22 protein-coding genes are annotated in these 24,421 nt (G+C 69.2%); 13 read left to right on the forward strand and 9 right to left on the reverse strand.

The window, feature by feature from the left end:
- Positions 1-143 precede the first annotated feature (143 nt).
- Positions 144-575: a DUF3499 domain-containing protein gene (locus ACAG26_RS00005; RefSeq protein ID WP_370477815.1), complete on the reverse strand. Its 432-nt coding sequence runs from the start codon at positions 573-575 to the stop codon at positions 144-146.
- A gap of 161 nt (positions 576-736) precedes the next feature.
- Here ACAG26_RS00005 and ACAG26_RS00010 point away from each other — a divergent pair, with 161 nt between their 5' ends.
- Positions 737-1,159, forward strand: coding sequence for a metallopeptidase family protein (locus tag ACAG26_RS00010; protein ID WP_370478753.1), 423 nt, complete (start codon positions 737-739; stop codon positions 1,157-1,159).
- A 13-nt stretch (positions 1,160-1,172) separates the two neighbouring features.
- Here the strand turns inward: ACAG26_RS00010 and ACAG26_RS00015 are convergent, their stop codons facing one another.
- Complete coding sequence (locus tag ACAG26_RS00015) at positions 1,173-1,541, reverse strand: WhiB family transcriptional regulator (protein ID WP_370477817.1); 369 nt, start codon at positions 1,539-1,541, stop codon at positions 1,173-1,175.
- A gap of 316 nt (positions 1,542-1,857) precedes the next feature.
- Here ACAG26_RS00015 and cofD point away from each other — a divergent pair, with 316 nt between their 5' ends.
- The 4 genes from cofD to ACAG26_RS00035 all read left to right on the forward strand — a co-directional run bounded on the left by cofD (position 1,858) and on the right by ACAG26_RS00035 (position 5,098).
- Positions 1,858-2,844, forward strand: a complete 987-nt coding sequence (gene cofD / locus ACAG26_RS00020; protein WP_370477819.1) for a 2-phospho-L-lactate transferase — start codon at positions 1,858-1,860, stop codon at positions 2,842-2,844.
- A 116-nt stretch (positions 2,845-2,960) separates the two neighbouring features.
- Complete coding sequence (locus ACAG26_RS00025) at positions 2,961-4,271, forward strand: coenzyme F420-0:L-glutamate ligase (protein WP_370478755.1); 1,311 nt, start codon at positions 2,961-2,963, stop codon at positions 4,269-4,271.
- A complete protein-coding gene (locus tag ACAG26_RS00030; RefSeq protein WP_370477821.1) occupies positions 4,268-4,813 on the forward strand; it encodes an NUDIX hydrolase in 546 nt (181 codons plus the stop codon). The genes ACAG26_RS00025 and ACAG26_RS00030 overlap by 4 nt, the downstream gene beginning before the upstream one ends.
- Before the next feature lie 66 nt (positions 4,814-4,879).
- Positions 4,880-5,098 carry a hypothetical protein gene (locus ACAG26_RS00035; protein ID WP_370477823.1) on the forward strand — a complete coding sequence of 73 codons (219 nt, stop codon included), beginning with the start codon at positions 4,880-4,882 and terminating at the stop codon, positions 5,096-5,098.
- 75 nt (positions 5,099-5,173) lie between these two features.
- On the opposite strand, the gene ACAG26_RS00040 is transcribed toward ACAG26_RS00035, so the two are convergent.
- From ACAG26_RS00040 to rfbD, 3 genes are read right to left on the reverse strand one after another with little or no spacing between them, the layout of a single operon-like run.
- Positions 5,174-6,250, reverse strand: a complete 1,077-nt coding sequence (locus tag ACAG26_RS00040) for a sugar phosphate nucleotidyltransferase (RefSeq protein WP_370477826.1) — start codon at positions 6,248-6,250, stop codon at positions 5,174-5,176.
- Positions 6,247-7,131, reverse strand: coding sequence for a glycosyltransferase family 2 protein (locus ACAG26_RS00045; protein ID WP_370477828.1), 885 nt, complete (start codon positions 7,129-7,131; stop codon positions 6,247-6,249). Before ACAG26_RS00045 ends, ACAG26_RS00040 begins: the two co-directional genes overlap by 4 nt.
- Positions 7,128-8,006 carry a dTDP-4-dehydrorhamnose reductase gene (gene rfbD / locus ACAG26_RS00050; RefSeq protein ID WP_370477830.1) on the reverse strand — a complete coding sequence of 293 codons (879 nt, stop codon included), beginning with the start codon at positions 8,004-8,006 and terminating at the stop codon, positions 7,128-7,130. The genes ACAG26_RS00045 and rfbD overlap by 4 nt, the downstream gene beginning before the upstream one ends.
- A gap of 65 nt (positions 8,007-8,071) precedes the next feature.
- On the opposite strand from rfbD, the gene ACAG26_RS00055 reads away from it, so the two are divergent.
- Both ACAG26_RS00055 and ACAG26_RS00060 read left to right on the forward strand, forming a co-directional pair.
- The gene (locus tag ACAG26_RS00055) at positions 8,072-9,541 is read left to right on the forward strand and encodes an LCP family protein (protein WP_370477833.1); all 1,470 of its coding nucleotides are present in this window, start codon (positions 8,072-8,074) and stop codon (positions 9,539-9,541) included.
- A 51-nt stretch (positions 9,542-9,592) separates the two neighbouring features.
- Entirely contained in the window at positions 9,593-10,291 is a 699-nt protein-coding gene (locus ACAG26_RS00060; protein WP_370478757.1) for a TIGR03089 family protein, read from the forward strand.
- On the opposite strand, the gene ACAG26_RS00065 is transcribed toward ACAG26_RS00060, so the two are convergent.
- On the reverse strand, positions 10,288-11,709 hold the full coding sequence (locus tag ACAG26_RS00065) for a wax ester/triacylglycerol synthase family O-acyltransferase (protein ID WP_370477835.1): 1,422 nt from the start codon (positions 11,707-11,709) through the stop codon (positions 10,288-10,290). The two genes, ACAG26_RS00060 and ACAG26_RS00065, sit on opposite strands and share 4 nt — an antisense overlap.
- Before the next feature lie 464 nt (positions 11,710-12,173).
- On the opposite strand from ACAG26_RS00065, the gene ACAG26_RS00070 reads away from it, so the two are divergent.
- From ACAG26_RS00070 to pstA, 5 genes are all read left to right on the forward strand, one after another.
- Complete coding sequence (locus ACAG26_RS00070) at positions 12,174-12,452, forward strand: DUF1490 family protein (protein WP_370477837.1); 279 nt, start codon at positions 12,174-12,176, stop codon at positions 12,450-12,452.
- 125 nt (positions 12,453-12,577) lie between these two features.
- Complete coding sequence (ctpC, locus tag ACAG26_RS00075) at positions 12,578-14,686, forward strand: manganese-exporting P-type ATPase CtpC (protein WP_370478760.1); 2,109 nt, start codon at positions 12,578-12,580, stop codon at positions 14,684-14,686.
- Between the two features lie 76 nt (positions 14,687-14,762).
- Positions 14,763-15,893 carry a phosphate ABC transporter substrate-binding protein PstS gene (pstS, locus tag ACAG26_RS00080; protein WP_370477839.1) on the forward strand — a complete coding sequence of 377 codons (1,131 nt, stop codon included), beginning with the start codon at positions 14,763-14,765 and terminating at the stop codon, positions 15,891-15,893.
- A gap of 41 nt (positions 15,894-15,934) precedes the next feature.
- On the forward strand, positions 15,935-16,882 hold the full coding sequence (pstC, locus tag ACAG26_RS00085; RefSeq protein ID WP_370478762.1) for a phosphate ABC transporter permease subunit PstC: 948 nt from the start codon (positions 15,935-15,937) through the stop codon (positions 16,880-16,882).
- Positions 16,879-17,784, forward strand: coding sequence for a phosphate ABC transporter permease PstA (pstA, locus tag ACAG26_RS00090; protein WP_370477841.1), 906 nt, complete (start codon positions 16,879-16,881; stop codon positions 17,782-17,784). Before pstC ends, pstA begins: the two co-directional genes overlap by 4 nt.
- On the opposite strand, the gene ACAG26_RS00095 is transcribed toward pstA, so the two are convergent.
- The 3 genes from ACAG26_RS00095 to pstS (ACAG26_RS00105) form a co-directional block, all read right to left on the reverse strand.
- Complete coding sequence (locus ACAG26_RS00095) at positions 17,781-19,757, reverse strand: serine/threonine-protein kinase PknD (RefSeq protein ID WP_370477843.1); 1,977 nt, start codon at positions 19,755-19,757, stop codon at positions 17,781-17,783. The two genes, pstA and ACAG26_RS00095, sit on opposite strands and share 4 nt — an antisense overlap.
- 77 nt (positions 19,758-19,834) lie before the next feature.
- A complete protein-coding gene (locus ACAG26_RS00100; RefSeq protein ID WP_370477845.1) occupies positions 19,835-21,793 on the reverse strand; it encodes a serine/threonine-protein kinase PknD in 1,959 nt (652 codons plus the stop codon).
- A gap of 46 nt (positions 21,794-21,839) precedes the next feature.
- Positions 21,840-22,943, reverse strand: a complete 1,104-nt coding sequence (gene pstS, locus ACAG26_RS00105; RefSeq protein WP_370477847.1) for a phosphate ABC transporter substrate-binding protein PstS — start codon at positions 22,941-22,943, stop codon at positions 21,840-21,842.
- Between the two features lie 273 nt (positions 22,944-23,216).
- Here pstS (ACAG26_RS00105) and pstS (ACAG26_RS00110) point away from each other — a divergent pair, with 273 nt between their 5' ends.
- Complete coding sequence (pstS, locus tag ACAG26_RS00110) at positions 23,217-24,341, forward strand: phosphate ABC transporter substrate-binding protein PstS (RefSeq protein ID WP_370477852.1); 1,125 nt, start codon at positions 23,217-23,219, stop codon at positions 24,339-24,341.
- Positions 24,342-24,421 lie beyond the last annotated feature (80 nt).

Genomic DNA, 24,421 nt, shown 5'->3' on the forward strand with positions numbered 1-24,421 from the left:
CCACACAGACCCCGAAAACCGACAAAACACCAGCACACCCCACTTGACAACACCCCACCCCTTCAGGGATGACTCTGCGCCTACCAGACGGGTTACTCGAACTTTTGCGTGGTGACTGCAGAGTCACGCCAAAATGCCGGGTGTCAGTCGGCGGGGTCGGGCAGCACCCGCAGGTGGCCGCGGCGACGGCCGTTGCTCACCGGGCGCGGCGGGGGCGGCGCTAACACGCTGCTCGCCGGCGCGCCGGCATGCGACGGGGACAGCTGGCCGTCCGGTTCGGAGAATCCGCTGACCGGCGCGGCGCTCGGCACCGGCCCTTCCCGCACCGCGTCGGCGAGGGCCACCAGGTCGTCCTCGTCGGGGTGGGTGGGCAGCGGGCCGGCGTGCCGGACCAACTCCCACCCCCGCGGCGCGGTGATGCGGCTGGCATGGCTGACACACAGGTCCCAGGAGTGCGGTTCCCGCGCGGTGGCCAGCGGGCCGATCACGGCCGTCGAATCCGAGTACACGAACGTCAGCGTCGCCACCGCGTAGTGCGGACACCCGGGCCGGCAGCAGCGGCGGGGAACATTCACGCCTGCGAGGCTATCGTGCACAAACGGCTGTGCCGCACCGGACACGCGCATTCACACCGGGGGCTATGTCCAACCGTTACCATCGGCGCGTGTCCGATTCGCGCAGCTCTCGCCGCGGCGCTTCCCCGGCCGGGATCTCGGCGTCCCGGCGGGGCCGGGAGATGCGCGGGCCGCTGCTGCCGCCGACGGTGCCGGGCTGGCGCAGCCGCGCCGAACGCTTCGACATGGCGGTGTTGGAGGCCTACGAACCCATCGAGCGACGCTGGCAGCAACGGCTGGCCGCGCTCGACATCGCCGTCGACGAGATCCCGCGGATCGCCGCCAAGGACCCGGACAGCGTCCAATGGCCGCCGGAGGTCGTCGCCGACGGGCCGATCCCGCTGGCCCGGTTGATCCCGGCCGGCGTCGATGTCCGCGGCAACCCCACCCGAGCCCGAATCGTGTTGTTCCGCAAGCCAATCGAACACCGCGCCAATGACAGCGTCGACCTTGCTGAATTGCTGCACGAAATTCTGGTGGCGCAGGTCGCCACCTATCTGGACGTGGAGCCCTCGGTCATCGACCCGACCATCGACGACGACTAGATGCGTTCGGCGGTCAGATGATGCCGCGCTTGAGGCGACGGCGCTCCCGCTCGGAGAGGCCGCCCCAGATGCCGAAGCGCTCATCATGGGCCAACGCGTATTCCAGGCATTCCGAACGCACCTCGCAGCCCAAGCAGATCTTCTTGGCCTCGCGGGTAGAGCCGCCCTTTTCCGGAAAGAACGCTTCTGGGTCGGTCTGCGCGCACAGCGCGCGGTCCTGCCATTGATCCGGGGTCGCCGGCGCTGGGTCGAACACCTCCGCAGCGTCGGGAACCAAACTCAAGTGTGGCCGTGCGGCCGCCCCCGTCACCCCCATTGCCCCCGAGCCGGTATTGGTGTGCGGTGTGCCTCCCATTACGCCCCGAAGGTGCTCATAGGACATGCTCCGCCTCCTCACCTGGTTTCGTTGATCGTCAATCTCGCTCACTATTGTGATGTGCGGCCATCTCATTCGAACAGGTGATCGAATCTCGGTCTGCGACACCGAATCCGGCCGGCCAACCGGGAAATGACACTGGTGTGATTACACACGGGTTAGCTGTCCAGGTCAAGCGCTAGGCGGCGATTCCATACCATCTCGTGACGAAATCTCGGCGTGTCTGAGACCCGGCGAGTCCTGTTGCGTCGGCCACATTGCGGCCCGCGGAGGTCGTCGCCGCCGCACACGACCCCCTCGGCGGGCAGTACTGTCGTGCGCTGTGAAGGTCACGGTTCTGGTCGGCGGGGTCGGCGGCGCCCGCTTCCTGCTGGGTGTGCAACGGCTGCTCGGGCTCGGCCAGTTTGCCGGGGCCGACCCAGAGACCGGTCACCAGCTAACTGCGGTGGTCAATATCGGCGACGACGCCTGGATGCACGGGGTGCGCATCTGCCCGGATCTGGACACCTGCATGTACACCCTCGGCGGCGGTGTCGACCCGGAGCGCGGCTGGGGGCACCGCGACGAAACCTGGCACGCCAAGGAGGAGCTGGCCCGCTACGGGGTGCAGCCGGACTGGTTCGGGCTGGGCGACCGTGACCTGGCCACCCATCTGGTGCGCAGCCAGATGCTACGGGCCGGCTACCCGCTGTCGGCGGTCACCGAGGCGCTGTGCGACCGCTGGCAGCCCGGTGCCCGGCTATTGCCGGTCAGCGACAACCGGTGCGAAACCCACGTGGTGATCACCGACCCGGCCGATGACACGCAGCGCGCGATTCACTTCCAGGAATGGTGGGTGCGCTACCGGGCCCGGGTCCCGACCCACAGCTTCGCCTTCGTCGGGGCCGAAAAGGCAAGCCCGGCACCAGGGGTCAGCGACGCAATCGCCGATGCCGATGCGGTGTTGCTGGCCCCGTCCAACCCGGTGGTCAGCATCGGCGCGCTGTTGGCGATTCCGGGTGTGCGCGGCGCGCTGCGCTCGACCAGCGCACCGATCATCGGCTACTCCCCCATCGTGTCCGGAAAGCCGTTGCGCGGCATGGCCGATGAGTGCCTATCCGTGATCGGGGTGGACACCACCTCGGAGGCCGTCGGCCGGCACTACGGGGCGCGCGCGGGCACCGGCATCCTGGACTGCTGGCTGGTCCACGACGGCGACCACGCCGACATCGATGGCGTGCAGGTGCGCTCGGCGCCCCTGCTGATGACCGATCCGCAGGCGACGGCCGACATGGTGCGGGCCGGGCTGGACCTGGCGGGCGTGCAATGACCCGCGCCGGCGACGATGCAGTGGGGGTCCCCCCAGCCGCGCAGCGGCGAGGGGGCCGCAGCGATGAGGAGGAGCGGCGCCATACAACCGACCACGGCAGCGCGGCGAGCGTCGAAATCCTGCCGGTGGCCGGACTTCCCGAATTCCGGCCGGGCGACGACCTGGCCGCCGCCATCGCCGCGGCGGCACCCTGGCTGCGCGACGGCGACGTCGTGGTGGTCACCAGCAAGGTGGTGTCCAAGTGCGAAGGTCGGATCGTGCCCGCCCCGGTCGACCCTGAGGAACGAGACGTGCTGCGCCGCAAGCTGATCGAGAGCGAAGCGGTGCGGGTACTGGCCCGCAAGGGCCGCACCTGGATCACCGAGAACCGGTTGGGCCTGGTCCAGGCCGCCGCCGGGGTGGACGGCTCCAACATCGGCGCCGACGAACTCGTGCTGCTGCCCGTCGACCCGGACGCCAGCGCGGCCGCGTTGGCCGACGCGCTGCGCCGCCGGCTCGATGTCACCGTCGCGGTGGTCATCACCGACACCATGGGCCGGGCCTGGCGCACCGGCCAGACCGATGTCGCGATCGGCGCGGCCGGACTGGCCGTGCTGCACTCCTACGCCGGCGCGCTCGACCGGCACGGCAACGAGTTGGTGGTCACCGAGATCGCCGTCGCCGACGAGGTCGCCGCCGCCGCCGATCTGGTCAAGGGCAAGCTGACCGCGATCCCGGTGGCGGTGGTGCGGGGCGTGGCCCCGCGCGAGGACGGGTCGACGGCGCGCACCCTGGTGCGGGCCGGCACCGAGGACCTGTTTTGGCTGGGCACCGCCGAGGCCCTCGAACTGGGCCGCCAGCAGGCCCAGCTGCTGCGCCGGTCGGTCCGCCAGTTCGCCGCCGCGCCGGTGCCCCCGCAGCTGATTGAGGCCGCCGTCGCCGAGGCGCTCACCGCGCCGGCCCCGCACCACACCCGGCCGGTGCGCTTCGTCTGGCTGCAGTCCGAGACCGTCCGGGTCGCGCTGCTGGACCGGATGCGCAAGCAGTGGCGGGCCGATCTGGCCGGCGACGGTAAGCCCGCCGCGGCGATCGAACGCCGGGTGGCCCGCGGCCAGATCCTCTACGACGCCCCCGAAGTCGTCATCCCGATGCTGGTTCCCGACGGCGCGCATGACTACCCGGACGCCGCCCGCACCGACGCCGAGCACACCATGTTCACCGTGGCGGTCGGCGCGGCCGTGCAGGCGCTGCTGGTCGCCCTGGCGGTGCGCGGGGTGGGCAGTTGTTGGATCGGGTCCACCATCTTCGCCGCCGAGCTGGTGCGCGCCGAGCTGGAGCTGCCCGACGACTGGGAGCCGTTGGGCGCCGTCGCGATCGGCTATCCGGCCGAGCCGGTGACCGAGCCGCGGGACCCGGTGCCGCCCGACGATCTGCTGGTGCGCCGATGACGAACGTCCGGGACTCGGCGATCGCGCTGCTGTCCGGCTGGGCCGCACCGAATGCGGCCCAGGAGACGCTGCGCCACGCCGTGCTGGCGTTCCTGGACGCCCGCCCCGACGCCTGCGCGCGGGAATGCGCGGCCGGCCACATCACCGCCTCGGCGCTGGTGCTCGACCACACCGGCACCCGGGTGCTGCTGACCCTGCACCCGCGGGTGGGACGTTGGGTGCAGTTGGGCGGGCACTGCGACGACACCGACCCCGACATCGTGGCCGCGGCGCTGCGGGAGGCCACCGAGGAATCCGGGATCACCGGACTGCGTATCGATCCGGTGCTGGCCGCCGTGCACGTGCACCCGGTCACCTGTTCGCTGGGGGTGCCGACCCGCCACCTGGACCTGCAGTTCATCGCCCAGGCCCCGCCCGACGCCCAGATCGGGATCAGCGACGAGTCGCTGGACCTGCGCTGGTGGCCGGTCGACGGGCTGCCCGCCGACGCCGACGCCGCGCTGGCCTATCTGGTTTCTCGCGCGCCGCGCGGCCAGTTATGACACGCTTTTTCGCAGAACGCGTGCGTTAACTGGCCGCGCGGCGCGGTCGAGGATTGAGGTGACGAGATGCGCGGACACCTGCACACCTACACGGCCTACAGCATCGGTTGCGCCGTCGTGTGGGCGGTGATCCTGGCGGTGCTGTCGACCACCGCGGACGGCGCGACCAAGCACACCTTCGTGGTGTTCTTCGGCGGTTGGGTGATCGGGTGGCTGTCCGCGACCATTGCCCGAGCCGTCTATCCGCCGCCCAAGAGCCGGAACCCGGCCGGCACCGCGCGGTGACCAGCGCCGAGTGGCCAGTTATGACACGCATTTTCGCGAAAAGCGTGACATAACTGGCCACTCGGCGGAAGCGGCTCACACATCACTCGAATAGCGGATGCCGCCGTCGGGAATGGCCACCCCCGGCCACACCCGGGCGCCGCGCAGCAGCTCGCAGCGCGCCCCGATGTCGGCGCCGTCGCCGATCACCCCGTCGCGGATCAGCGCCCGCGGCCCGATCCGGGCCCCGAACCCGATGATGGACCGCTCGATCACGCTGCCGGCCTCCACCCGCACCCCGTCGAAGATCACCGCGCCGTCCAACCGGGCGCCCGGCCCGATTTCGGCGCCGCGGCCGACGACGGTGCCGCCGATCAGCACCGCGCCCGGCGCCACCGCCGCGCCGTCGTGCACCAACTTCTCCCCGCGCTGGCCGTGCAGCGCCGGGGACGGTGCGATCCCGCGCACCAGGTCCGCCGAGCCGCGGACGAAGTCTTCCGGGGTGCCCATATCGCGCCAGTAGCTGGCGTCGACGTACCCGCACATGGTGATCCCGTCGGACAGCAGCGCCGGGAACACTTCCCGCTCCACCGAGACGGCGCGCCCGCGCGGGATGCGGTCGATGATCGCGCGGTTGAACACGTAGCAGCCGGCGTTGATCTGGTCGGTCGGCGGATCCTGGGTCTTCTCCAAAAACGCGGTGACCCGGCCGTTTTCGGTGGGCACGCAGCCGAACGCCCGCGGGTCGCCGACCCGCACCAAATGCAGGGTCAGGTCGGCGTCGTTGCCGTGGTGGTAGTCGAGCAGCTGACCCAGGTCGGCACCGGAGAGCACGTCGCCGTTGAACACCATCACGGTGTCGTGCCGCAGCCGCGAAGCGACGTTGGCGATGCCGCCGCCGGTGCCCAGCGGCTCGGTCTCGGTCACGTACTCGATCTGCAGCCCCAGCTTGGAGCCGTCACCGAACTCGGCTTCGAACACCCCGGGCTGATACGACGTGCTCAACACCACGTGCTCGATCCCGGCGGCGGCGATCCGCGACAGCAGGTGGGTGACAAACGGCAGCCCGGCGGTGGGCAGCATCGGCTTGGGCGCCGACAGGGTCAGCGGTCGCAGCCGGGTGCCCTTCCCGCCCACCAGGACAACGGCATCGACCTGTCGAGGATCCGTCACGACCGCCCTTTCGCCAGTTTTCGCCGTGAGCTGCGCACCACCAGCCGCGACCGGGTGGCCAGCGCGGTGCGCATCGCCCAGCGCAGCGGTGCCCGCACCCAGCCGGCGTGCCGGTCGGCGAGGTAGGTGTAGGTGCTCTGGTGGTGCGCGGCCAGGTTGCGCGCCGGGTCGCGACCGGTGGAGTGCCCCTTGTGGTGCAACACCTCGGCCGACGGCACGTAGACGTTGAGCCAGCCGGCCTTGCCGAGCCGGTCCCCGAGGTCGACGTCCTCCATGTACATGAAGTAGCGCTCGTCGAAGCCGCCGACTTCGTCAAACGCGGCCCGGCGCACCAGCAGACACGACCCGGACAGCCAACCCACCGGCCGCTCGTTGGGCGCCAGCCGCTCCTGCCGGTAGGCGCTGGTCCACGGGTTGGACGGCCAGACCGGGCCGATGACGGCGTGCATGCCGCCGCGGATCAGGCTGGGCAGGTGCCGCGCCGACGGGTAGACCGAGCCGTCGGGGTCGCGGATCAGCGGGCCTAGCGCGGCCGCGCGCGGCCAGCGGGCGGCCGCGTCCAGCAGCGCGTCGATGCTGCCGGGCCCCCACTGCACGTCCGGGTTGGCGACGATCAGAAACTCACCGTGGCCACCGTCGTCGGTCAGCTGGGTGACCGCCCGGTTGACCGCGCTGCCGTAGCCCAGGTTGGCGCCGGTGGTGAGCAATTCCACATTCGGGTAGCGCGCCACGGCCGCCTGCGGGGTCCCGTCGGTGGAACCGTTGTCGGCCATCAGTACCCGCACCGGCCGGTCGGTGGCCAGCGACAGCGACGCCAGGAAACGGTCCAGGTGCGGACCCGGCGAATAGGTCACCGTCACGACCGGCAGGACGTCACTCACGGCGTAGAGGGTAACTGGCCCGCGCCCAGCGCCTCGACCAGCGCGTCGTGCCAGCCGCGCAGCGGCGTCAGGCCGGCCCGCGCCGACGCCGCACCGGACAGCGCGGAGTAGGCCGGGCGGGCCGCGGGACGCGGATTGTCGGCGCTGGCGACCGGGCGCACCCGGTCCGGGTCGGCGCCCAGGTAGCGGAACACCGCACGGGCCTGCTCGCACCGGCTGACCGCGCCGTGATTGGCGGCGTGCACGACGCGCGCGGTCACCCGCCCGTCGGCCACCTGCAGCAACGCCGCGACCAGATCCGCGACGTAGGTCGGCGACCCGATCTGGTCGTCGACCACCGACACGGTGCCGTCGTCGCCGGCCAGCCGGCGCATGGTGGCGACGAAGTCGGTGCCGGTGCCGCCGGTGTAGACCCAGGCGGTGCGCACCACGGTCGCCGTCGGCGACGCGGCCAGCACCGCGCGTTCGCCGGCCAGCTTGGTGCGCCCGTACACGCTGAGCGGCCCGACCGGATCGTCCGGCTGGTAGGGCCGCGGCGCCGACCCGCCGAAGTCGCCGCTGAACACGTAGTCGGTGGAGATGTGGATCAGCGCCGCCCCGGCCCGCGCGCAGGCCCGGGCGAGGTGGCCCGGACCGGCCGCGTTGACCGCGTGGGCGGCCTGCTCGTGCGATTCGGCGGCGTCGACGTTGGTGTAGGCCGCGCAGTTGATCACCACGTCGCCGGGTTCAACGATCGGCTCGGCGGCCGCCGGGTCGCTGATATCCCATTGCGCCGAGGTCAGGGCCAGCACCTGCCGGCCGTCTTGCGCCGCGCGCGCGGCAAGGCAGCGTCCGACCTGTCCGCCGGCGCCGGAGATCACGATCCTGTCTGGCATGGGTTCCGAGTCTGGCACGCCGAGCCCGGCTACCGCTGATACGGCTGATGCATAAGTAACCTGGAGTGATGCCTGTGCACCGTGTGGTCCGTGTGGTTGCGACGGTGGCTGCCGTCCTGGTCGTGCTGAGCACCGGGGTGGCCTGGAGCAGGATCCGCTCGTTCGAGGACGGCATCTTCCACATGTCCGCGGCCGCGCTGGGTGAGGGCGGCGACGACGGCGCGATCGACATTTTGCTGGTCGGTATGGACAGCCGCACCGACGCGCACGGCAATCCGTTGACCCCCGAGGAGCTGGCAACGCTGCGGGTCGGCGACGACGAGGCCACCAACACCGACACCATCATCTTGGTCCGCATCCCCAACAACGGGAAGTCCGCCACCGCGATCTCGATTCCGCGGGACTCCTACGTGGCCGCCCCCGGCCTGGGCAAGACCAAGATCAACGGGGTGTACGGCGCCACCAAGTTGGAGACCGCCGAGGCGGCGGTGGACTCCGGGCTCGGGCCGCTGGAAGCCGACGCGCGGGGCACCGAGGCCGGCCGGGAAGCGCTGATCAAAACCGTGGCCAACCTGACCGGGGTGACCGTCGACCATTACGCCGAAATCGGGCTGCTGGGCTTCTCGCTGATCACCAACGCCCTCGGCGGTGTCGACGTCTGCCTCAAACAGGAGGTCTACGAGCCGCTTTCGGGGGCGGACTTCCCCGCGGGCTGGCAAAAGCTGGACGGTCCCCAGGCGCTGAGCTTTGTCCGCCAGCGCCACGACCTGCCGCACGGCGACCTGGACCGGGTGCACCGCCAGCAGACGGTGATGGCCTCGCTGGCCCACAAGGTCATCTCCGGCAAGACGCTGTCCAGCCCGGTGACCATGCAGCGGCTGCAGCAGGCCGTGCAGCGGTCGGTGGTGTTGTCCTCGGGTTGGGACGTGATGGATTTCATCTCGAAGCTGCAGCAGCTGGCCGCCGGGCAGGTCGCGTTCGCCACCATCCCGGTGCTCGAGGAGTCCGGCTGGAGCGACGACGGCATGCAAAGCGTGGTGCGGGTCAACCCGGACCAGGTCCGCACTTGGGTGGGCGGGCTACTCCATGACCAGGACCAGGGCAAGACCGAGGAGCTGGCCTACGCACCGGAGAAGACCACCGCCAGCGTAGTCAACGACACCGACATCAACGGGCTGGCCGCCGCGGTATCGAACGTGTTGACGGCCAAAGGGTTTAGCACCGGCACCGTGGGCAACAACGAGTCCGGCCACGTGACCGGCAGCCAAGTCCAGGCCGACAACGCCGACGATTTGGGCGCCAAAGCGGTGGCCAAGGAGCTCGGCGGGCTGCCCGTCGTGGCCAGTGCGGCGGTGCACCCGGGGTCGGTGCGGGTGGTGCTGGCCAACGACTACACCGGGCCCGGATCCGGGTTGGGCACCGGCGATGCGACCGCGTTGGGCAACGCCACCGAGGGCGAGTCGGCGCAGACCGCGGCTCCCCCACCGTCGCCGATCATCACCGCGGGCTCGAGCGACCCGCAGTGCGTGGACTGATCCGACTACCGTGGCGGCGTGACTAACCTCAGCGCAGCGGTGCTCGATCCGATGTTGCGCGCCGATCCCGTCGGCCCGCGCATCACCTACTACGACGACGCCAGCGGCGAACGCATCGAGCTGTCCGCGGCCACGTTGGCGAACTGGGCGGCCAAAACCGGCAACCTGCTGCGCGACGAGTTGGGCGCCGGCCCGGCCAGCCGGGTGGCGGTGCTGCTGCCCGCCCACTGGCAGACCGCGGCCGTGCTGTTCGGGGTGTGGTGGATCGGCGCCGAGGTGGTGCTGGGCGGCCCGGACACCGCCGCGGACATCGCCCTGTGCACCGCGGCCCGGCTGGAAGACGCCGACGCCGCGGTCGGGGTCGGCGGCGAGGTGGCGGTGCTGTCGCTGGATCCGTTCGGGCGGCCGGCGCCGGATCTGCCGGTCGGCGTCACCGACTACGCGACGGCGGTGCGGGTGCATGGCGACCAGATCGACGCCGAACGCCAGCCCGGCCCCGCGCTGGCCGGCCGATCGGTGGATCAGGTGCTGGCCGCGGCCGCGAAGTCCGCGGCCGATCGCGGCCTGACCGCGACGGACCGGGTGCTGTCCACCGCGTCCTGGGATACCGCCGACGCGTTGATCGACGCCCTGGTGGCGCCGCTGGCCGTGGGCGCATCGCTGGTGCAGGTCGCCCACCCCGACCCGGCGGCCCTGCCGCGCCGCATCGAATCCGAGAAGGTCACCCGCCGCCTGGACGAACCGGACTAACCCGGGGGCCTGCGCGGTCTGCGGTCACGCCGCGACCCAATCCGGTGGAAAGCGTCGAGCAGGTCGAGTTCGCGGCCGAGATAGTCGGCCAGCGCGCCGATCCGCGGCACGGCGCGACGGCAGCCGGTCAATCCGAAACTGACCTGGTCATCGACGCTGGTGCAGCTGATGTTGAGGGTCTGCCCGTCCACCGGTACCGACAGCGGGTACAGCGCTTCGACGCGGGCGCCGTTCCAGTACGACGGGCCGCTGGGACCGGGAACGTTGGAGATCAGCACGTTCGGCGGGCGCAGCGGTGCCGGCGCTCGCCCCACCGTCATGGCCAGCGCCAGCGGCGCCGCGCCCAGCGCGCTCATCGCCAACACCTGCAGCTGACCGCGGCCGGCCAGCGCCGCCTTGCCGTCCCGCATGCTGGTCTGCACCACCGCCAGGCGTTCGGCGGGGTCGTCCAAGTGCGTGCCCAGCGAGCACATCAACGTCCCGACCTTGTTGCCGGGCACCACATCCGCGGTGTCGACGGGGTCGTCGCCGCGCAGCGACACCGGCACCATCGCCATCAGCGACGCAGCCGGCAACGCGTTGCGGTCCAGCAGGTAGCGGCGCAACGCACCCGCGCACATGGTGAGCACGACGTCGTTGAGGGTGGCGTCGGTGTGCTTGGCGACCAGCCGCAGCCGGTCCAGCGCAAAGCTGCATCCGGCGAACGACCGGGCACCGCTGATCGGCACGTTGAGCGGCGTGTGGGGCGCCGCCAGCGTCAGCGGCCCGCCGCGGTGCCGCATCGCCCGCCAGGCGGTGTCGAGCAGGGCCGGACCGACTCCGGCCAGGGCCTCCGCCCCGCCGATCATCCCTCGGGCGGCGTCCAGCGCCCGGAATCCACCGCCGGCGCCCCGTTCCCCATCCGACACCTCCCACAGCGCCGGCATCCCGCGCTGGTCTGCGTCCGCGCTGACCGTCCGCCGCAGCAGCCGCATCGCCGAGACCCCGTCGGCGAGCGCGTGGTGAATCTTGACGTACACCGCGTAGCGCCCATCGGCGAGGCCTTCGATCAAGTGGAACTGCCATAACGGGCGGGTGCGGTCCAGCGGCACGCTGTGCACGCGCGACACCAGATCCCACAACTCGGCGTGCCCGGCCGGGCTCGGCAAGCCGCTGTGGCGCACGTGGTAGTCCAGGTCGATGTCGGCGTCGGTCCGCCAACACCACTGCCCCAGCGAGGTGATCGAGCGATGCGGGCGCCGACGCCACAGCGGTGCCACCTCGCGTCGGCGCAGCGCAGTGGCGAACATCCCGCGCACGTCGCGCGCGTCGCCGCCCTCGGGTGGGCGCAGCAACGCCAGCGCGCCGATATTGACCGGCCGCTCCGGCTGTTCGGCATGCAGGAACATCGAGTCGGTGGGCGACATGGGAAGCGGCATGTACAGCAGCACCTTCGGCAAGTCCGGCAGATGACCCGCATTGGCCTCCGCCACTCCGCCCGGCTGGCACCGCCGCAGTCAGATCGCCGTTTGCCGAAACCGACGGGCACGTAAGCTGAGCGGGTTCAACACGATTGGGGTCGAAGGACAACTGCCGCCACGTTCGAACGGCGAACCCGCTGGTTTCTCAACGGGTGGGCGCGGTCAACGTAACACGCACGCTCAGTTACTACAAAGTAACTTGTAAAATTTGCCAGTCCGTCAAGCGCGTCCGGCGCATCGGAGCGTTGAGATTGCGCCGGCGGTCGTGCATTTGCGAAAACCGCGACCCTCTATGCAATCTCAACGTCGCCCCGTGCTTTAGCGTCTTCTCGGCACCGGATCCAGCCACCGGATACATATTGATATCGCAATATTTGTATGTTAGCGTCGGCGGTCAGTGACCTGAGAGGAAGGGTGTCCGAATGGCATACGCGCTATTCGCAAAGGCGGCCAGCACGGTCGTCACCGGGCTGGTCGGCGTGAGCGCCTACGAGCTGCTGCGCAAGGCGGTCGATAAGGCCCCGCTGCACGAGACCGCGGTCAAGGCCACCGAGTGGGGGCTGCGCGGAACCCGCCGCGCCGAGGAAGCCGCGGAGTCGACCCGGCTCAAACTCGCCGACGTCGTCGCCGAGGCGCGGGAACGCATCGGGGAGGAGTCCCCGCCGCCGGCCGCCGCCGTCGACCACAACCACGAGCACTGATCGCGGCGCCCGTGAGCACGCGCCGACGACGATGCAGAACGAAGTGATGAGGAGGAGCGGCGCCCGTGAGCAGCAGCACTGCCATCGACCCTGACCTTTCCGTCATTTCCGACGCGGCCGGACGGATGCGGGTGCACGTCCCGTGGGTGCGCGGCAACGCGCGGCGCGCCGTGGCGGTGGAAGAAAGCGTCGACCGCGAGCACGGGGTGCGCACCGTGCACGCCTACCCGCACACCGGATCGGTGGTGGTGTGGTATTCGCCGAAACGCTGCGACCGGGCGGCGGTGCTGGCGGCGATCAGCGCGGCGGCCGAGGTGGCGGCCGAGCTGATCCCGGCCCGCACCCCGCGCTCGGCGGACATCCGCAACACCGACGTGTTGCGGATGGTGATCGGCGGGGCGGCGCTGACCCTGCTCGGGGTGCGCCGCTACGTCTTCAAGCGGCCGCCGCTGCTGGGGCCGACCGGCCAACTGGTCGCCACCGGGGCGACGGTGTTCATGGGCTACCCGTTCCTGCGCGGCGCGCTGCGGTCGATCCGCTCCGGTCGCGCCGGCACCGACGCGCTGGTCACCGCGGCGACCCTGGCCAGCCTGGTGCTGCGGGAGAACGTGGTGGCGCTCACCGTGCTGTGGCTGCTCAATATCGGTGAGTACCTGCAGGATCTGACGTTGCGACGCACCCGGCGGGCCATCTCCGACCTGCTGCGCGGCAGCCAGGACACCGCGTGGGTGCGATTGGGGCAAGGCCCCGAGGATTACACCGAGGTGCAGGTGCCGATCGAGACCGTGCAGATCGGTGATCAGGTCGTGGTGCACGATCACGTCGCGATCCCCGTCGACGGCGAGGTGGTCGACGGCGAGGCGATCGTCGACCAGTCCGCGATCACCGGGGAAACCCTGCCGGTGAGCGTGCTGCCGGCGTCGACGGTGCATGCCGGCTCGGTGGTGGTCCGCGGCCGGCTGGTGGTGCGGGCCACCGCGGTGGGCAGCCAGACCGTCATCGGCCGCATCATCAGCCGGGTGGAAGAAGCCCAGCACGATCGGGCACCGATCCAAACCGTCGGGGAGAATTTCTCCCGGCGCTTCGTGCCGGCCTCGTTCATCCTGTCGGCGATCACGCTGGCGCTGACCGGCGATGTGCGGCGCGCCATGACGATGCTGCTGATCGCCTGCCCGTGCGCGGTCGGGTTGGCCACCCCGACCTCGATCAGCGCCGCGATCGGCAACGGCGCCCGGCGCGGCATCCTGATCAAGGGCGGCTCACACCTCGAGCAGGCCGGCCGGGTGGACGCGATCGTGTTCGACAAGACCGGCACCCTGACCGTCGGGCGCCCGGTCGTGACGAACATCATTGCGATGCACAAGGATTGGCAGCCCGAGCAGGTGCTGGCCTACGCCGCCAGCTCGGAGATCCACTCGCGGCACCCGCTGGCCGAGGCGGTGATCCGCTCCACCGAGGAACGCCACATCACCATTCCGCCGCATGAGGAATGCGAGGTGCTGGTGGGCCTGGGCATGCGCACCTGGGCCGACGGCCGCACCCTGCTGTTGGGCAGCCCGTCGCTGCTGCAAAGCGAGAACGTGACGGTATCCCCCGACGCGGCGCGGTGGGTGGACAAGCTGCGCCGCCAGGCCGAGACCCCGCTGCTGCTGGCGGTGGACGGCGCCCTGGTCGGGGTGATCAGCCTGCGCGACGAGGTCCGGCCGGAGGCGGCCGAGGTGCTGACGAAGCTGCGCGCCAACGGGATCCGGCGGATCGTCATGCTCACCGGCGATCACCCGGAGACCGCCGAGGCGGTGGCGGGTGAACTCGGTATCGAGGAGTGGCGCGCCGAGGTGCTGCCCGAGGACAAACTCGAGGTGGTGCGCGCGCTGCAGGAGGACGGCTACGTCGTCGGGATGGTCGGCGACGGGGTCAACGACGCGCCGGCGCTGGCGGCCGCCGACATCGGCATCGCCATGGGGTTGGCCGGCACCGACGTGGCGGTGGAGACCGCCGACGTCGCGTTGGCCAACGACGACCTGAACCGGCTGCTCGACGTGCGGGACCTGGGTGCCCGCGCGGTCGACGTGATCCGGCAGAACTACGGCATGTCCATCGCGGTCAACGCGGCCGGGCTGCTGATCGGCGCTGGTGGCGCGCTGTCCCCGGTGCTCGCGGCGATCCTGCACAACGCGTCGTCGGTGGCCGTCGTAGCTAACAGCTCACGGCTGATCCGCTACCAGCTGGACTGACCGGTTCCTCGACGGGCCCAGCGGCCGGATAGTAGTGTTCTGACACGCCAGCCCCCAACCGTTCGAAGGAGCCGATGTGAAGGTCAACCGACTTGGCGCAGCACTGGGCGTTCTGGCCACTGGTGCACTGGTGCTGTCGGGATGCGGTAGCGACAACAACAGCGCCAGCCAGGGCGGCAATGAGGGCGCAGCGACACCGGGTTCGGCCGCGTCGAACGTCACCTGCGGCGGGAAGAAGACCATCAAAGCCAGCGGTTCCACCGCGCAGAAGAACGCGATGGACCGGTTCGTCAAGGCGTTCCAGCAGGCCTGCCCCGACCAGGACCTGAACTACACCGCGAACGGGTCCGGCGCCGGGGTCAGCGAATTCCTGGGCAAGCAAACCGATTTCGGTGGGTCGGATGTGCCGCTGAGCCCCGAGGAATACGGCAAGGCGCAGGAGCGCTGCGGCGGCGCCCCGGCCTGGAACCTGCCGACGGTGTTCGGGCCGATCGCGATCACCTACAACGTCAAGGGCGTCGACTCGCTGGTGCTGGACGGGCCGACCGCCGCCAAGATCTTCAACGGTGCCATCACGTCGTGGGACGACGAGGCGATCAAGAACCTCAACAGCGGCGCCACGCTACCCGCCGAGCCGATCCACGTGGTGTTCCGCAGCGACGAATCGGGCACCACGGACAACTTCCAGGAATACCTCGACGCCGCCTCCGACGGCGCCTGGGGCAAAGGCACCGGCAAAACCTTCAACGGTGGGGTCGGCGAGGGCAAAAAGGGCAACGACGGTACCTCGGCGGCGATCACGTCCACCGAAGGGTCGATCACCTACAACGAGTGGTCGTTCGCCCAGGGGCACCACCTGAACATGGCCAAGGTCATCACCTCGGCGGGCCCGGACCCGGTCGCGATCAGCACCGACTCGGTGGGCAAGACGATTTCGGGTGCGACGATCAAGGGCCAGGGCAACGACCTGGTGCTGGACACGATGTCGTTTTACAAGCCGACGCAGGCAGGCGCCTACCCGATCGTGCTGGCCACCTACGAGGTGGTCTGCTCGAAGTACCCCGACGCCGACGTCGGCAAGGCCGTCAAGGCGTTCCTGCAGGCCGCCATCGGTGAGGGCCAAAACGGCTTGGCGGACAACGGGTACATCCCGATTCCCGACGCGTTCAAGTCGAGGTTGTCCACCGCGGTCAACGCCATCGCGTGAGCTTGACGTCCCCCGAGCCTGATCCGAACCGCGGAACCGCCGTGCTGCCTGCGCCCAACCCGGGCGCAGCGCGGCGCGGCGACCGGCTGTTCAAGGCCGTCGCGGTCGCCGCCGGGTTGACGATCGTCCTGTCCATCGCGCTGATCGCGGTGTTCCTTTTGGTGCAGGCGATTCCGGCGCTGCGCGCCAACCACGCGAATTTCTTCACCAGCGCCGACTTCAACACCAGCGACCCCGACAAGTTGTCGTTCGGGATCCGCGACCTGCTGATGGTCACGGTGCTGAGTTCGGTGTGGGCGCTGATGCTGGCCGTGCCGGTGGCGATCGGCATCGCGGTGTTCCTCACCCAGTACGCGCCGGCCCGGCTATCGCGGCCGTTCGGCGCCATGGTGGATCTGCTGGCCGCGGTGCCGTCGATCATCTTCGGGTTGTGGGGAATCTTCGTGGTGGCACCCAAGCTCGAGCCGATCGCCACCGCGTTGAACCGCCACCTGGGGGCGGTGTTTTTGTTCAAGCAGGGCAACGTGTCGTTGGCCGGCGGCGGCAACATCTTCACCGCCGGGATCGTGCTGGCGGTGATGGTGCTGCCAATCGTCACCTCGGTGTCGCGAGAAGTGTTCCGGCAGACCCCGATCCCCCACATCGAGGCGGCGCAGGCGTTGGGCGCCACCAAATGGGAGGTGGTGCGGATGACCGTGCTGCCGTTCGGGCGCAGCGGGGTGATCGCGGCGTCGATGTTGGGGTTGGGGCGCGCCCTGGGCGAAACGGTGGCGGTGCTGATCATCTTGAGTGCCGCCGCCAAACCGGGCAAATGGTCGCTGTTCGACGGCGGCTACACGTTCGCCTCCAAGATCGCTTCGGCGGCCACCGAATTCAGCGAACCGCTGCCGACCGGCGCCTACATTTCCGCGGGGTTTGTGCTGTTCGTGCTGACCTTCGTCGTCAACGCGGTCGGCCGCCTGATCGCCGGCGGGAAGGTCAACGGATGAGCATCGGCGCGCTCAGCCAGCCGGTGAAAGAGGCGGTGTTCGTGCCGCTGAGCCTGGCCCGGCGGATCAAGGACAACGCCGCGACCGGGTTCTTTTTCGCCTCGTTCGTGACCGCGCTGATCCCGCTGGTCTGGCTGCTGTGGGTGGTCATCGCCCGCGGCTGGTACGCGGTGACCCGGTCGGGGTGGTGGACCCATTCGCTGCGCGGGGTGCTGCCCGAACAGTTTGCCGGCGGGGTGTATCACGCGCTGTACGGGACGCTGGTGCAGGCCGGGGTGGCTGCCCTGCTGGCGGTGCCGCTGGGATTGATGACCGCGGTGTTCTTGGCGGAGTACGGGTCGTCGCGGTTGGCGCGGGTCACCACGTTCATGGTCGACGTGCTCGCCGGCGTGCCCTCGATTGTGGCCTCGCTGTTCATCTTCAGCCTGTGGATCGCCACCCTGGGCTTTGAGCAGAGCGCGTTCGCGGTGTCGCTGGCGCTGGTGTTGCTGATGCTGCCGATCGTGGTGCGCGCCACCGAGGAGATGCTGCGGTTGGTGCCCGACGAACTGCGGGAAGCCAGCTTCGCGTTGGGTGTGCCGAAGTGGAAAACGATCGTGCGGATCGTCATCCCGGTCGCGTTGCCGGGCATCTTGTCCGGTGTCTTGTTGTCGCTGGCCCGCATCATCGGCGAAACCGCGCCGGTGCTGGTGCTGGTCGGCTACAGCCGGTCGATCAACTTCGATATCTTCGACGGCAACATGGCCTCGCTGCCGCTGTTGATCTACACCGAGCTCTCCAACCCCGAACACGCCGGGTTCCTGCGGGTCTGGGGTGCGGCGTTGACGTTGATCATCGTGGTGGCGGTGATCAACGTGGTCGCGGTGGTGGCCACGCACCTGCTGGCGAGCCGGCGAGGTTAAGACGACGCGGCCAGTTTCACCACCCGGTTGTTGCCGCGGTCGGCGACGTAGACGTTTCCGTCGTTGTCGGCCACCACATCCAACGGGGTGTTGAGGCCGGTGAACGGCAGCACCGTCGAACTGTTCGCCCCGGCCGCCAACTTCAGCACCTGACTGTTGTCGTGTTCGGTGACGTACACGTTGCCCTTGTTGTCCACCCCCACCCCCCACGGCACCGAGAGATTGGTGAACGGCAACTCGGCCTGGGTGGACGACCCGGACGGCAATTTCACCACCCGGTTGTTGTCGGTGTCGGTGACATACACGCTGCCGTCATCGCCCACCGTCACGCCATCGGGGTCGTTCAGGCCGGTGAACGGCAAGTCGGTCTGGGTGTTCGACCCGGCCGCCAACTTCACCACCCGGTCATTGCCCCGGTCGGCGACGTACACGTTCCCCTCGGCGTCGACCGCCAGCCCCTCGGGGTAGTTGAGCCCGTTAAACGGCAACACGGTCTCGTTATTCGAGCCGGCCGCCAACTTCACCACCCGGTTGTTGAAGTCGCTGACGTACACCGCGCCGGCACTGTCCACCGCCAGCCCCTGCGGCTGGTACAGACCGGTGAACGGCAGCACCGTCGGCGTGTCCGACCCGGGCGGTAACTTCACCACCCGGCCGTACATCCCCATGCTCGCGACGTACACGTTGCCCTCGTTGTCCAGGGCGACCGCCGCCGGGGACAGGTGGAAGTTGAGGCCCTTGAACGGCAGCACGCTCTGCCCGGACGCCGACGACCCCGACGGATGCCGGGTCAACAGGAACGCGAACACCGCCACCACCACCGCCAGCAGCAGCGCGCCGGCGCCCAGCAGTATCTTGCGTCGCTGCGCGGGCTCGGGGCCCCGGGCGAACGACGGCAGCACGGCGGGTTGGCGGGCCGGCGGCGGCGCCTGGGGCTGGCTGCGCCAACTGGGCGCGTCGCCCGGGGGCGTCACCGGCCGCACCCGGGTCTGGTCGATCGGCGACGCCGACGGCGAAACGATCCGCTCGCCCGACGACGTGAACGCCCCGACGGCGCCCGGGTCGATGGCCGGCGCCCGCAGGGTGGCGGCCTCGCCTTGCCGCAAGATGGTGGCGGCCTGGTTCTGTTCGGGGGCGTCCAGCGCGTCGTGGGCGGCGGCGGCCAACTCACTGGCGCTGCGGTAACGCTCGGCGGGCTTTTTCGCCATCCCGCGGGCGATCACCGCATCCAACGCCGGCGGCACCCGGCCGGGACGCAGCTGGCTGGGCTGCGGGGCGGGCGCCGTCAAATGCGCACCGATCATCCGTTCGATGGTTTCGGCGCGATACGGCGGCGCCCCGGTCAGACACTCGCACAGCACGCAGGCCAGCGAATAGATGTCGGCGCTCGGGGTGATCTCGTCGCTGGTGAACCGTTCCGGGGCCATGTAGTTGTAGGTCCCCATCGCCATCCCGGTCTGGGTCAACCCCGGGTCCGCCTTGGCGCGGGCGATCCCGAAATCCACCAGGTACGCGAAATCGTCGCCGGTGATCAGGATGTTTTCCGGCTTCACATCACGATGGGTCACCCCGGCGGCGTGCGCGGCATCCAACGCGGAGGCGATCTGGCGCACGATGGCCACCGCCCGCGGCGGGCTCAACGGTCCATACCGCTTCAGCAGCGTCGACAAATCGGTGCCGTCGATCAGCCGCATATCCAGATACAGCATCCCACCGATCTCGCCGTAATCATGGATCGGCACCACATGCGGCTCGGTCAACCGCCCCGCCGCGTCGGCCTCCCGCTGCATCCGCGCCCGAAACACCGGATTGCCGGAGAACTGCTCGGAGATCAGCTTCAACGCCACCACCCGACCCTTGCGGGTGTCCTCGGCCTCATAGACCTCACCCATGCCGCCGCGACCCAGCAGCCGCAGCAGCCGGTACGGCCCAAACTGCGACCCCACCCGCGACCCTCGCCCGGTGTCGCTCACCGTCGACGCTCCCTTCGCCTGGCCACCCGATCCAGCCAATCCGCTACTTCCTCAATACGCCACGGCGGCGCAGCGCATCAGCTGGGCGCCAGTTTCACCACCCGATCGTTACCTCGGTCGGCGACATAGACGTTGCCGTCCTTGTCCACCACCACGTCCAGCGGGGTGTTGAGGCCGGTGAACGGCAGCACGGTGGAGCTGTTCGCTCCGGCCGCCAGCTTCGCCACCCTGCTGTTGTCGTGTTCGGTGACATAGACCGCGCCCTGGGTGTCCACCCCCACCCCCCACGGCACGGACACGCCGGTGAACGGCAACTCGGCCTGGGTGGTCGACCCGGCCGGCAACTTCAGCACCCGGTTGTTGTCGGTGTCGGTGACATACACGCTGCCGTCATCGCCCACCGCCACCCCATCCGGGTCGTTGAGACCGTTGAACGGCAGGTCGACCTGGGCATTCGACCCGGCCGCCAACTTCACCACCCGGTCATTGCCCCGGTCGGCGACGTAGACGTTGCCGTCCTTGTCCACCGCCAGCCCCTCGGGGTAGTTGAGGCCGGTGATCGGCAGGTCGGTCTGGGTGCTCGAGCCGGACGCCAGCTTCACGACCCGGTTGTTGAAATCGCTGACGTAGACCGCGCCAGAGCTATCCACCGCCAACCCCTGCGGCTGGTACAGACCGTTGAACGGCAGCACCGTCGGCTTGCTCGACCCCGGTGCCAACTTCACCACCCGGCCGTACATCCCCTGGCTGGTGATGTACACGTTGCCGTCGGTGTCCAGCGCCACCGCACCCGGCGACAGGCGGAAGTTCAGGCCGTTGAACGGCAGCACGCTCTGCCCGGACGCCGACGACCCCGAGGATCCCGATGGTCGCGTCACCAGGTAACCAACGAGGGCGATGACGGCGATGATGGCCAGCGCGGCCGCACCCAGCAGGATCCGCCGCTTGCGCTGGGAGTCGGGTTGGGCCGGCGCAGGCGCAAAGTCGGCCCGGTCGGTGCGCTGCGACCGGCTCATTGTCGGTGGACCCGCGGGGTAGCCACGTTGCACGGGGCTCGGCTGGCGCCAACTACCGCCGGTGGTGGGAGCCGGTTGGATCCCGGTCTCGGCGGCAGCGAACCCCGTGTCGACAGCCGGCGCCCGCAGGGTGGCGTCCTCGCCGTGCCGCAGAATGTTCGTCGCCTGGTTCCGCTCGGGGGCGCCCAGCGCGTCGTGGGCGGCCGCGGCCAACTCAGCGGCGCTGCGGTAGCGCTCGGCGGGGTTTTTGGCCATACCCTTAGCGACCACCGTGTCCAGGGCGGCCGGAACCCGGCCGGGTAGTTGTTGGCTGGGCCGCGGCGGCGGCGCCGTCAAATGCGCACCAACCGCTTGTTCGATGCTCTGGGCCCGAAACGGGGGCCCCCCGGTCAAGCACTCGGCCAGCACGCAGGCCAGCGAATAGATATCGGCGCTCGGGGTGATCTCCGCGCCGGAGAACCGCTCCGGGGCCATGTAGTTGTAGGTGCCCATCGCCATCCCGGTCTGGGTCAACCCCGGATCGGCGGCCGCCCGGGCGATCCCGAAATCCACCAGATACGCGAAGTCGTTGCCGGTGATCAAGATGTTCTCCGGCTTCACATCACGGTGCGTCACCCCGGCGGCATGCGCGGCATCCAACGCCTCGGCGATCTGGCGGACAATCGCCACCGCCCGGGCCGGGGGCAACGGCCCGAACCGCTTCAACAACGTCGACAAATCGGTGCCCTCGATCAGCCGCATATCCAAATACAACCGACCATCGATCTCGCCGTAATCATGGATCGGCACCACATGCGGCTCGGTCAACCGCCCCGCGGCATCGGCCTCCCGCTGCATCCGCGCCCGAAACACCGGATTGCCGGAGAACTGCTCGGAGATCAGCTTCAACGCCACCACCCGACCCTTGCGGGTGTCCTCGGCCTCATAGACCTCACCCATGCCGCCGCGACCCAGCAGCCGCAGCAGCCGGTACGGCCCAAACTGCGACCCCACCCGCGAGCCGTGTCCGGCGTTGTTCACCGTCGAGGCTCCCTTCGCCCGGCGACTACCCCACGATGAACTCTCATCACGAGATCGCATTCACCGCCGTCAATAGCTTGTCTTGGAACGACTTCGGCATCGGTATGGATCCGTACTGGTCCAAACCGTCTTGACCGGGCCCGATGGCGGCCTGCAAAAACGCCTTGACCGCGGGGCCGGTCGACGGATCCGGGTACTTCGAGCAGACGATCTCATAGGTGGCCAGCACGATGGGATAGGAGCCGGCTTGGGTGGGCTTGTAGAACGACGACGTGTCCAGCACCAGGTCGTTGCCCTGCCCGGCGAACTTGGCCCCGGCGATCGTCTTGCCGACCGAGTCGGTGGTGATCGTCACCGGATCCGGACCCGCCGAGGTAATGATCGAGGCCATGGTTAACTGTTTGCCCACCGCGAACGACCACTCGTTGTAGGTGATCGACCCGTCGGTGCTCTGCAGCAGTGCTGACGTGCCGTTATTCCCGGCGGCACCCTGACCGACACCGCCTTCGAACGTCTCGCTGACACCTTTACCCCACGCGCCGTCAGAGGCGCCGTCGAGGTATTTCTGGAAGTTGTCGGAGGTCCCGGATTTATCGCTGCGGAAGATGACGGTGATGGGCGTCGCGGGCAGGGTGGTGCCCTTGTTGAGCGCGGCGATCGCCGGATCGTTCCAGCTGGTGATGGCGCCGTTGAAGATCTTCGCGGTGGTCGGACCGTCGAGGTTCAGCGAACTCACGCCGTTGATGTTGTAGGTGACCGCTATGGGGCCGAACACCACCGGCAGATCCCACGCCGGTGAACCGCAGCGATCCGACGCCCGGTCCGGCTCACCCTTCGCCGGATCCAATGCCACGTCGGAGCCCGCGAAATCAGTCTCGTTGCCGATGAACTGCTGCACCCCTTTGCCCGAGCCAATTGCGGCGTAGTCCAGCGTGTGGCCCGGGCAGGCTCGGATATAGGCGTAGACGAATTGTTCGATCGCGTTCTCTTGCGCGGTCGACCCGCTGGCCTTGAGTTTGTTCTTGCCGCCGCAGTCCACATTCGCGCTGGCCCCAGACGACGAGTCGGTTGAACCGCCACCGCATGCCGATAACACGATTACGCTGATGGCCAGCAAGCTCAGCGCGACACCAAATCGGTTGAACTTCACGGCACTCCTTATTGCAAGCCAAGGTGACAGCCACATTACACGCCGGTGCTCATCGCGCCGGGCCATTGCCCGTTCCGACACGTCGGCTCTGGCCGATCAATTCGGCTAGGAACCCGCGGTTGGCATTTGGGTTGTGGTGGCCGCCAAAGATTTCCGTCTACCAGATAGCGCGTGGCTGTTCGACAGGTACCTCACCTGGCCGAAGTAACGCTCCTGGCACGGCGTAACGAAGTAGCATCCGTAGCTAATCGCGATACTGACTAAGGGGCCGGCGTGAAGGTTCGTGTGCGTGCGTTGTTGGCCCTCTCGGCCACCGCGCCACTGGTTCTGGCCGCCTGCGGTTCGAACTCAACCGAGGGTTCGTCGAACCCGGCGGCCACCGGCGGTCCGGTCGCCACCACGCCGGCGACATCGCAGATCACGCTGTCGGAGACCGGCAGCACCCTGCTCTATCCCCTGTTCAGCGAGTGGGGCGCGGCCTATCGCCAGCAGTACCCCAACGTCACCGTCACCACTCAGGGCAGCGGTTCGGGGGCCGGGATCTCCCAAGTGGTTGCCGGTGCCGTCAATATTGGCGCGTCCGACGCCTACCTGTCCGAAGGCGACATCAAAGAGCACCCCGGGCTGATGAACATCGCGCTGGCCATCTCCGCACAGCAGGTCAACTACAACCTGCCCGGCGTCCACCAGCACCTGCAACTCAACGGCAAGGTGCTGGCCGCCATGTATCAGGGCAAGATCAAAACCTGGAACGACCCGAAGATCGCTGCCCTCAATCCGTCGGTGCCGCTGCCCGCCACCCCGGTGGTGCCGCTGCACCGCTCCGACGGGTCCGGGGACACCTTCTTATTCACCCAGTACCTGTCCAGCCAGGATCCCGACGGCTGGGGCAAATCACCGGGGTTCGGTACCACCGTCGCGTTCCCCGACGTGCCCGGCGCGCTGTCCGAAACCGGCGACGGCGGCATGGTGACCGGCTGCGCCGCCACCCCCGGCTGCGTCGCCTACATCAGCCTCTCCTCCCTCGACGCCACCGACCAAAATGGGCTGGGCGAGGCCAGGCTGGGCAACGCCGCCAGCCGCTATCTGCTCCCCACCGCTAAGAGCATTGCGGCTGCAGCGGCTGGCTTCGCCGCCAAAACCCCGGCCAACCAAGCGATCTCGTTGATCGGCGGCTCCGCGCCGGACGGCTACCCGATCGTCAACTACGAATACGCCATCGTCAACAGCCAACAACCGGATGCCGCCACCGCGCAGACCGTGCAGGCGTTTTTGCACTGGGCCATCACCGAGGGCAACAAGCCCACGTTCTTAGACAAGGTGCACCTGCAGCCGTTGCCGGCGCCGGTCGCGAAGCTGTCCACCGACCAAATCGCCAAGATCACCGGCGAGAAGTAACGATGTCCGCGGTCACAACGAAGATTCTTGCGGTGCTTGACGAAGCGGCGCCGCGAACCGTGATGGGAAGGACGGCGCAA

The organism is Mycobacterium sp. pUA109, assembly GCF_041287095.1.
Classification (GTDB): Bacteria; Actinomycetota; Actinomycetes; order Mycobacteriales; family Mycobacteriaceae; genus Mycobacterium.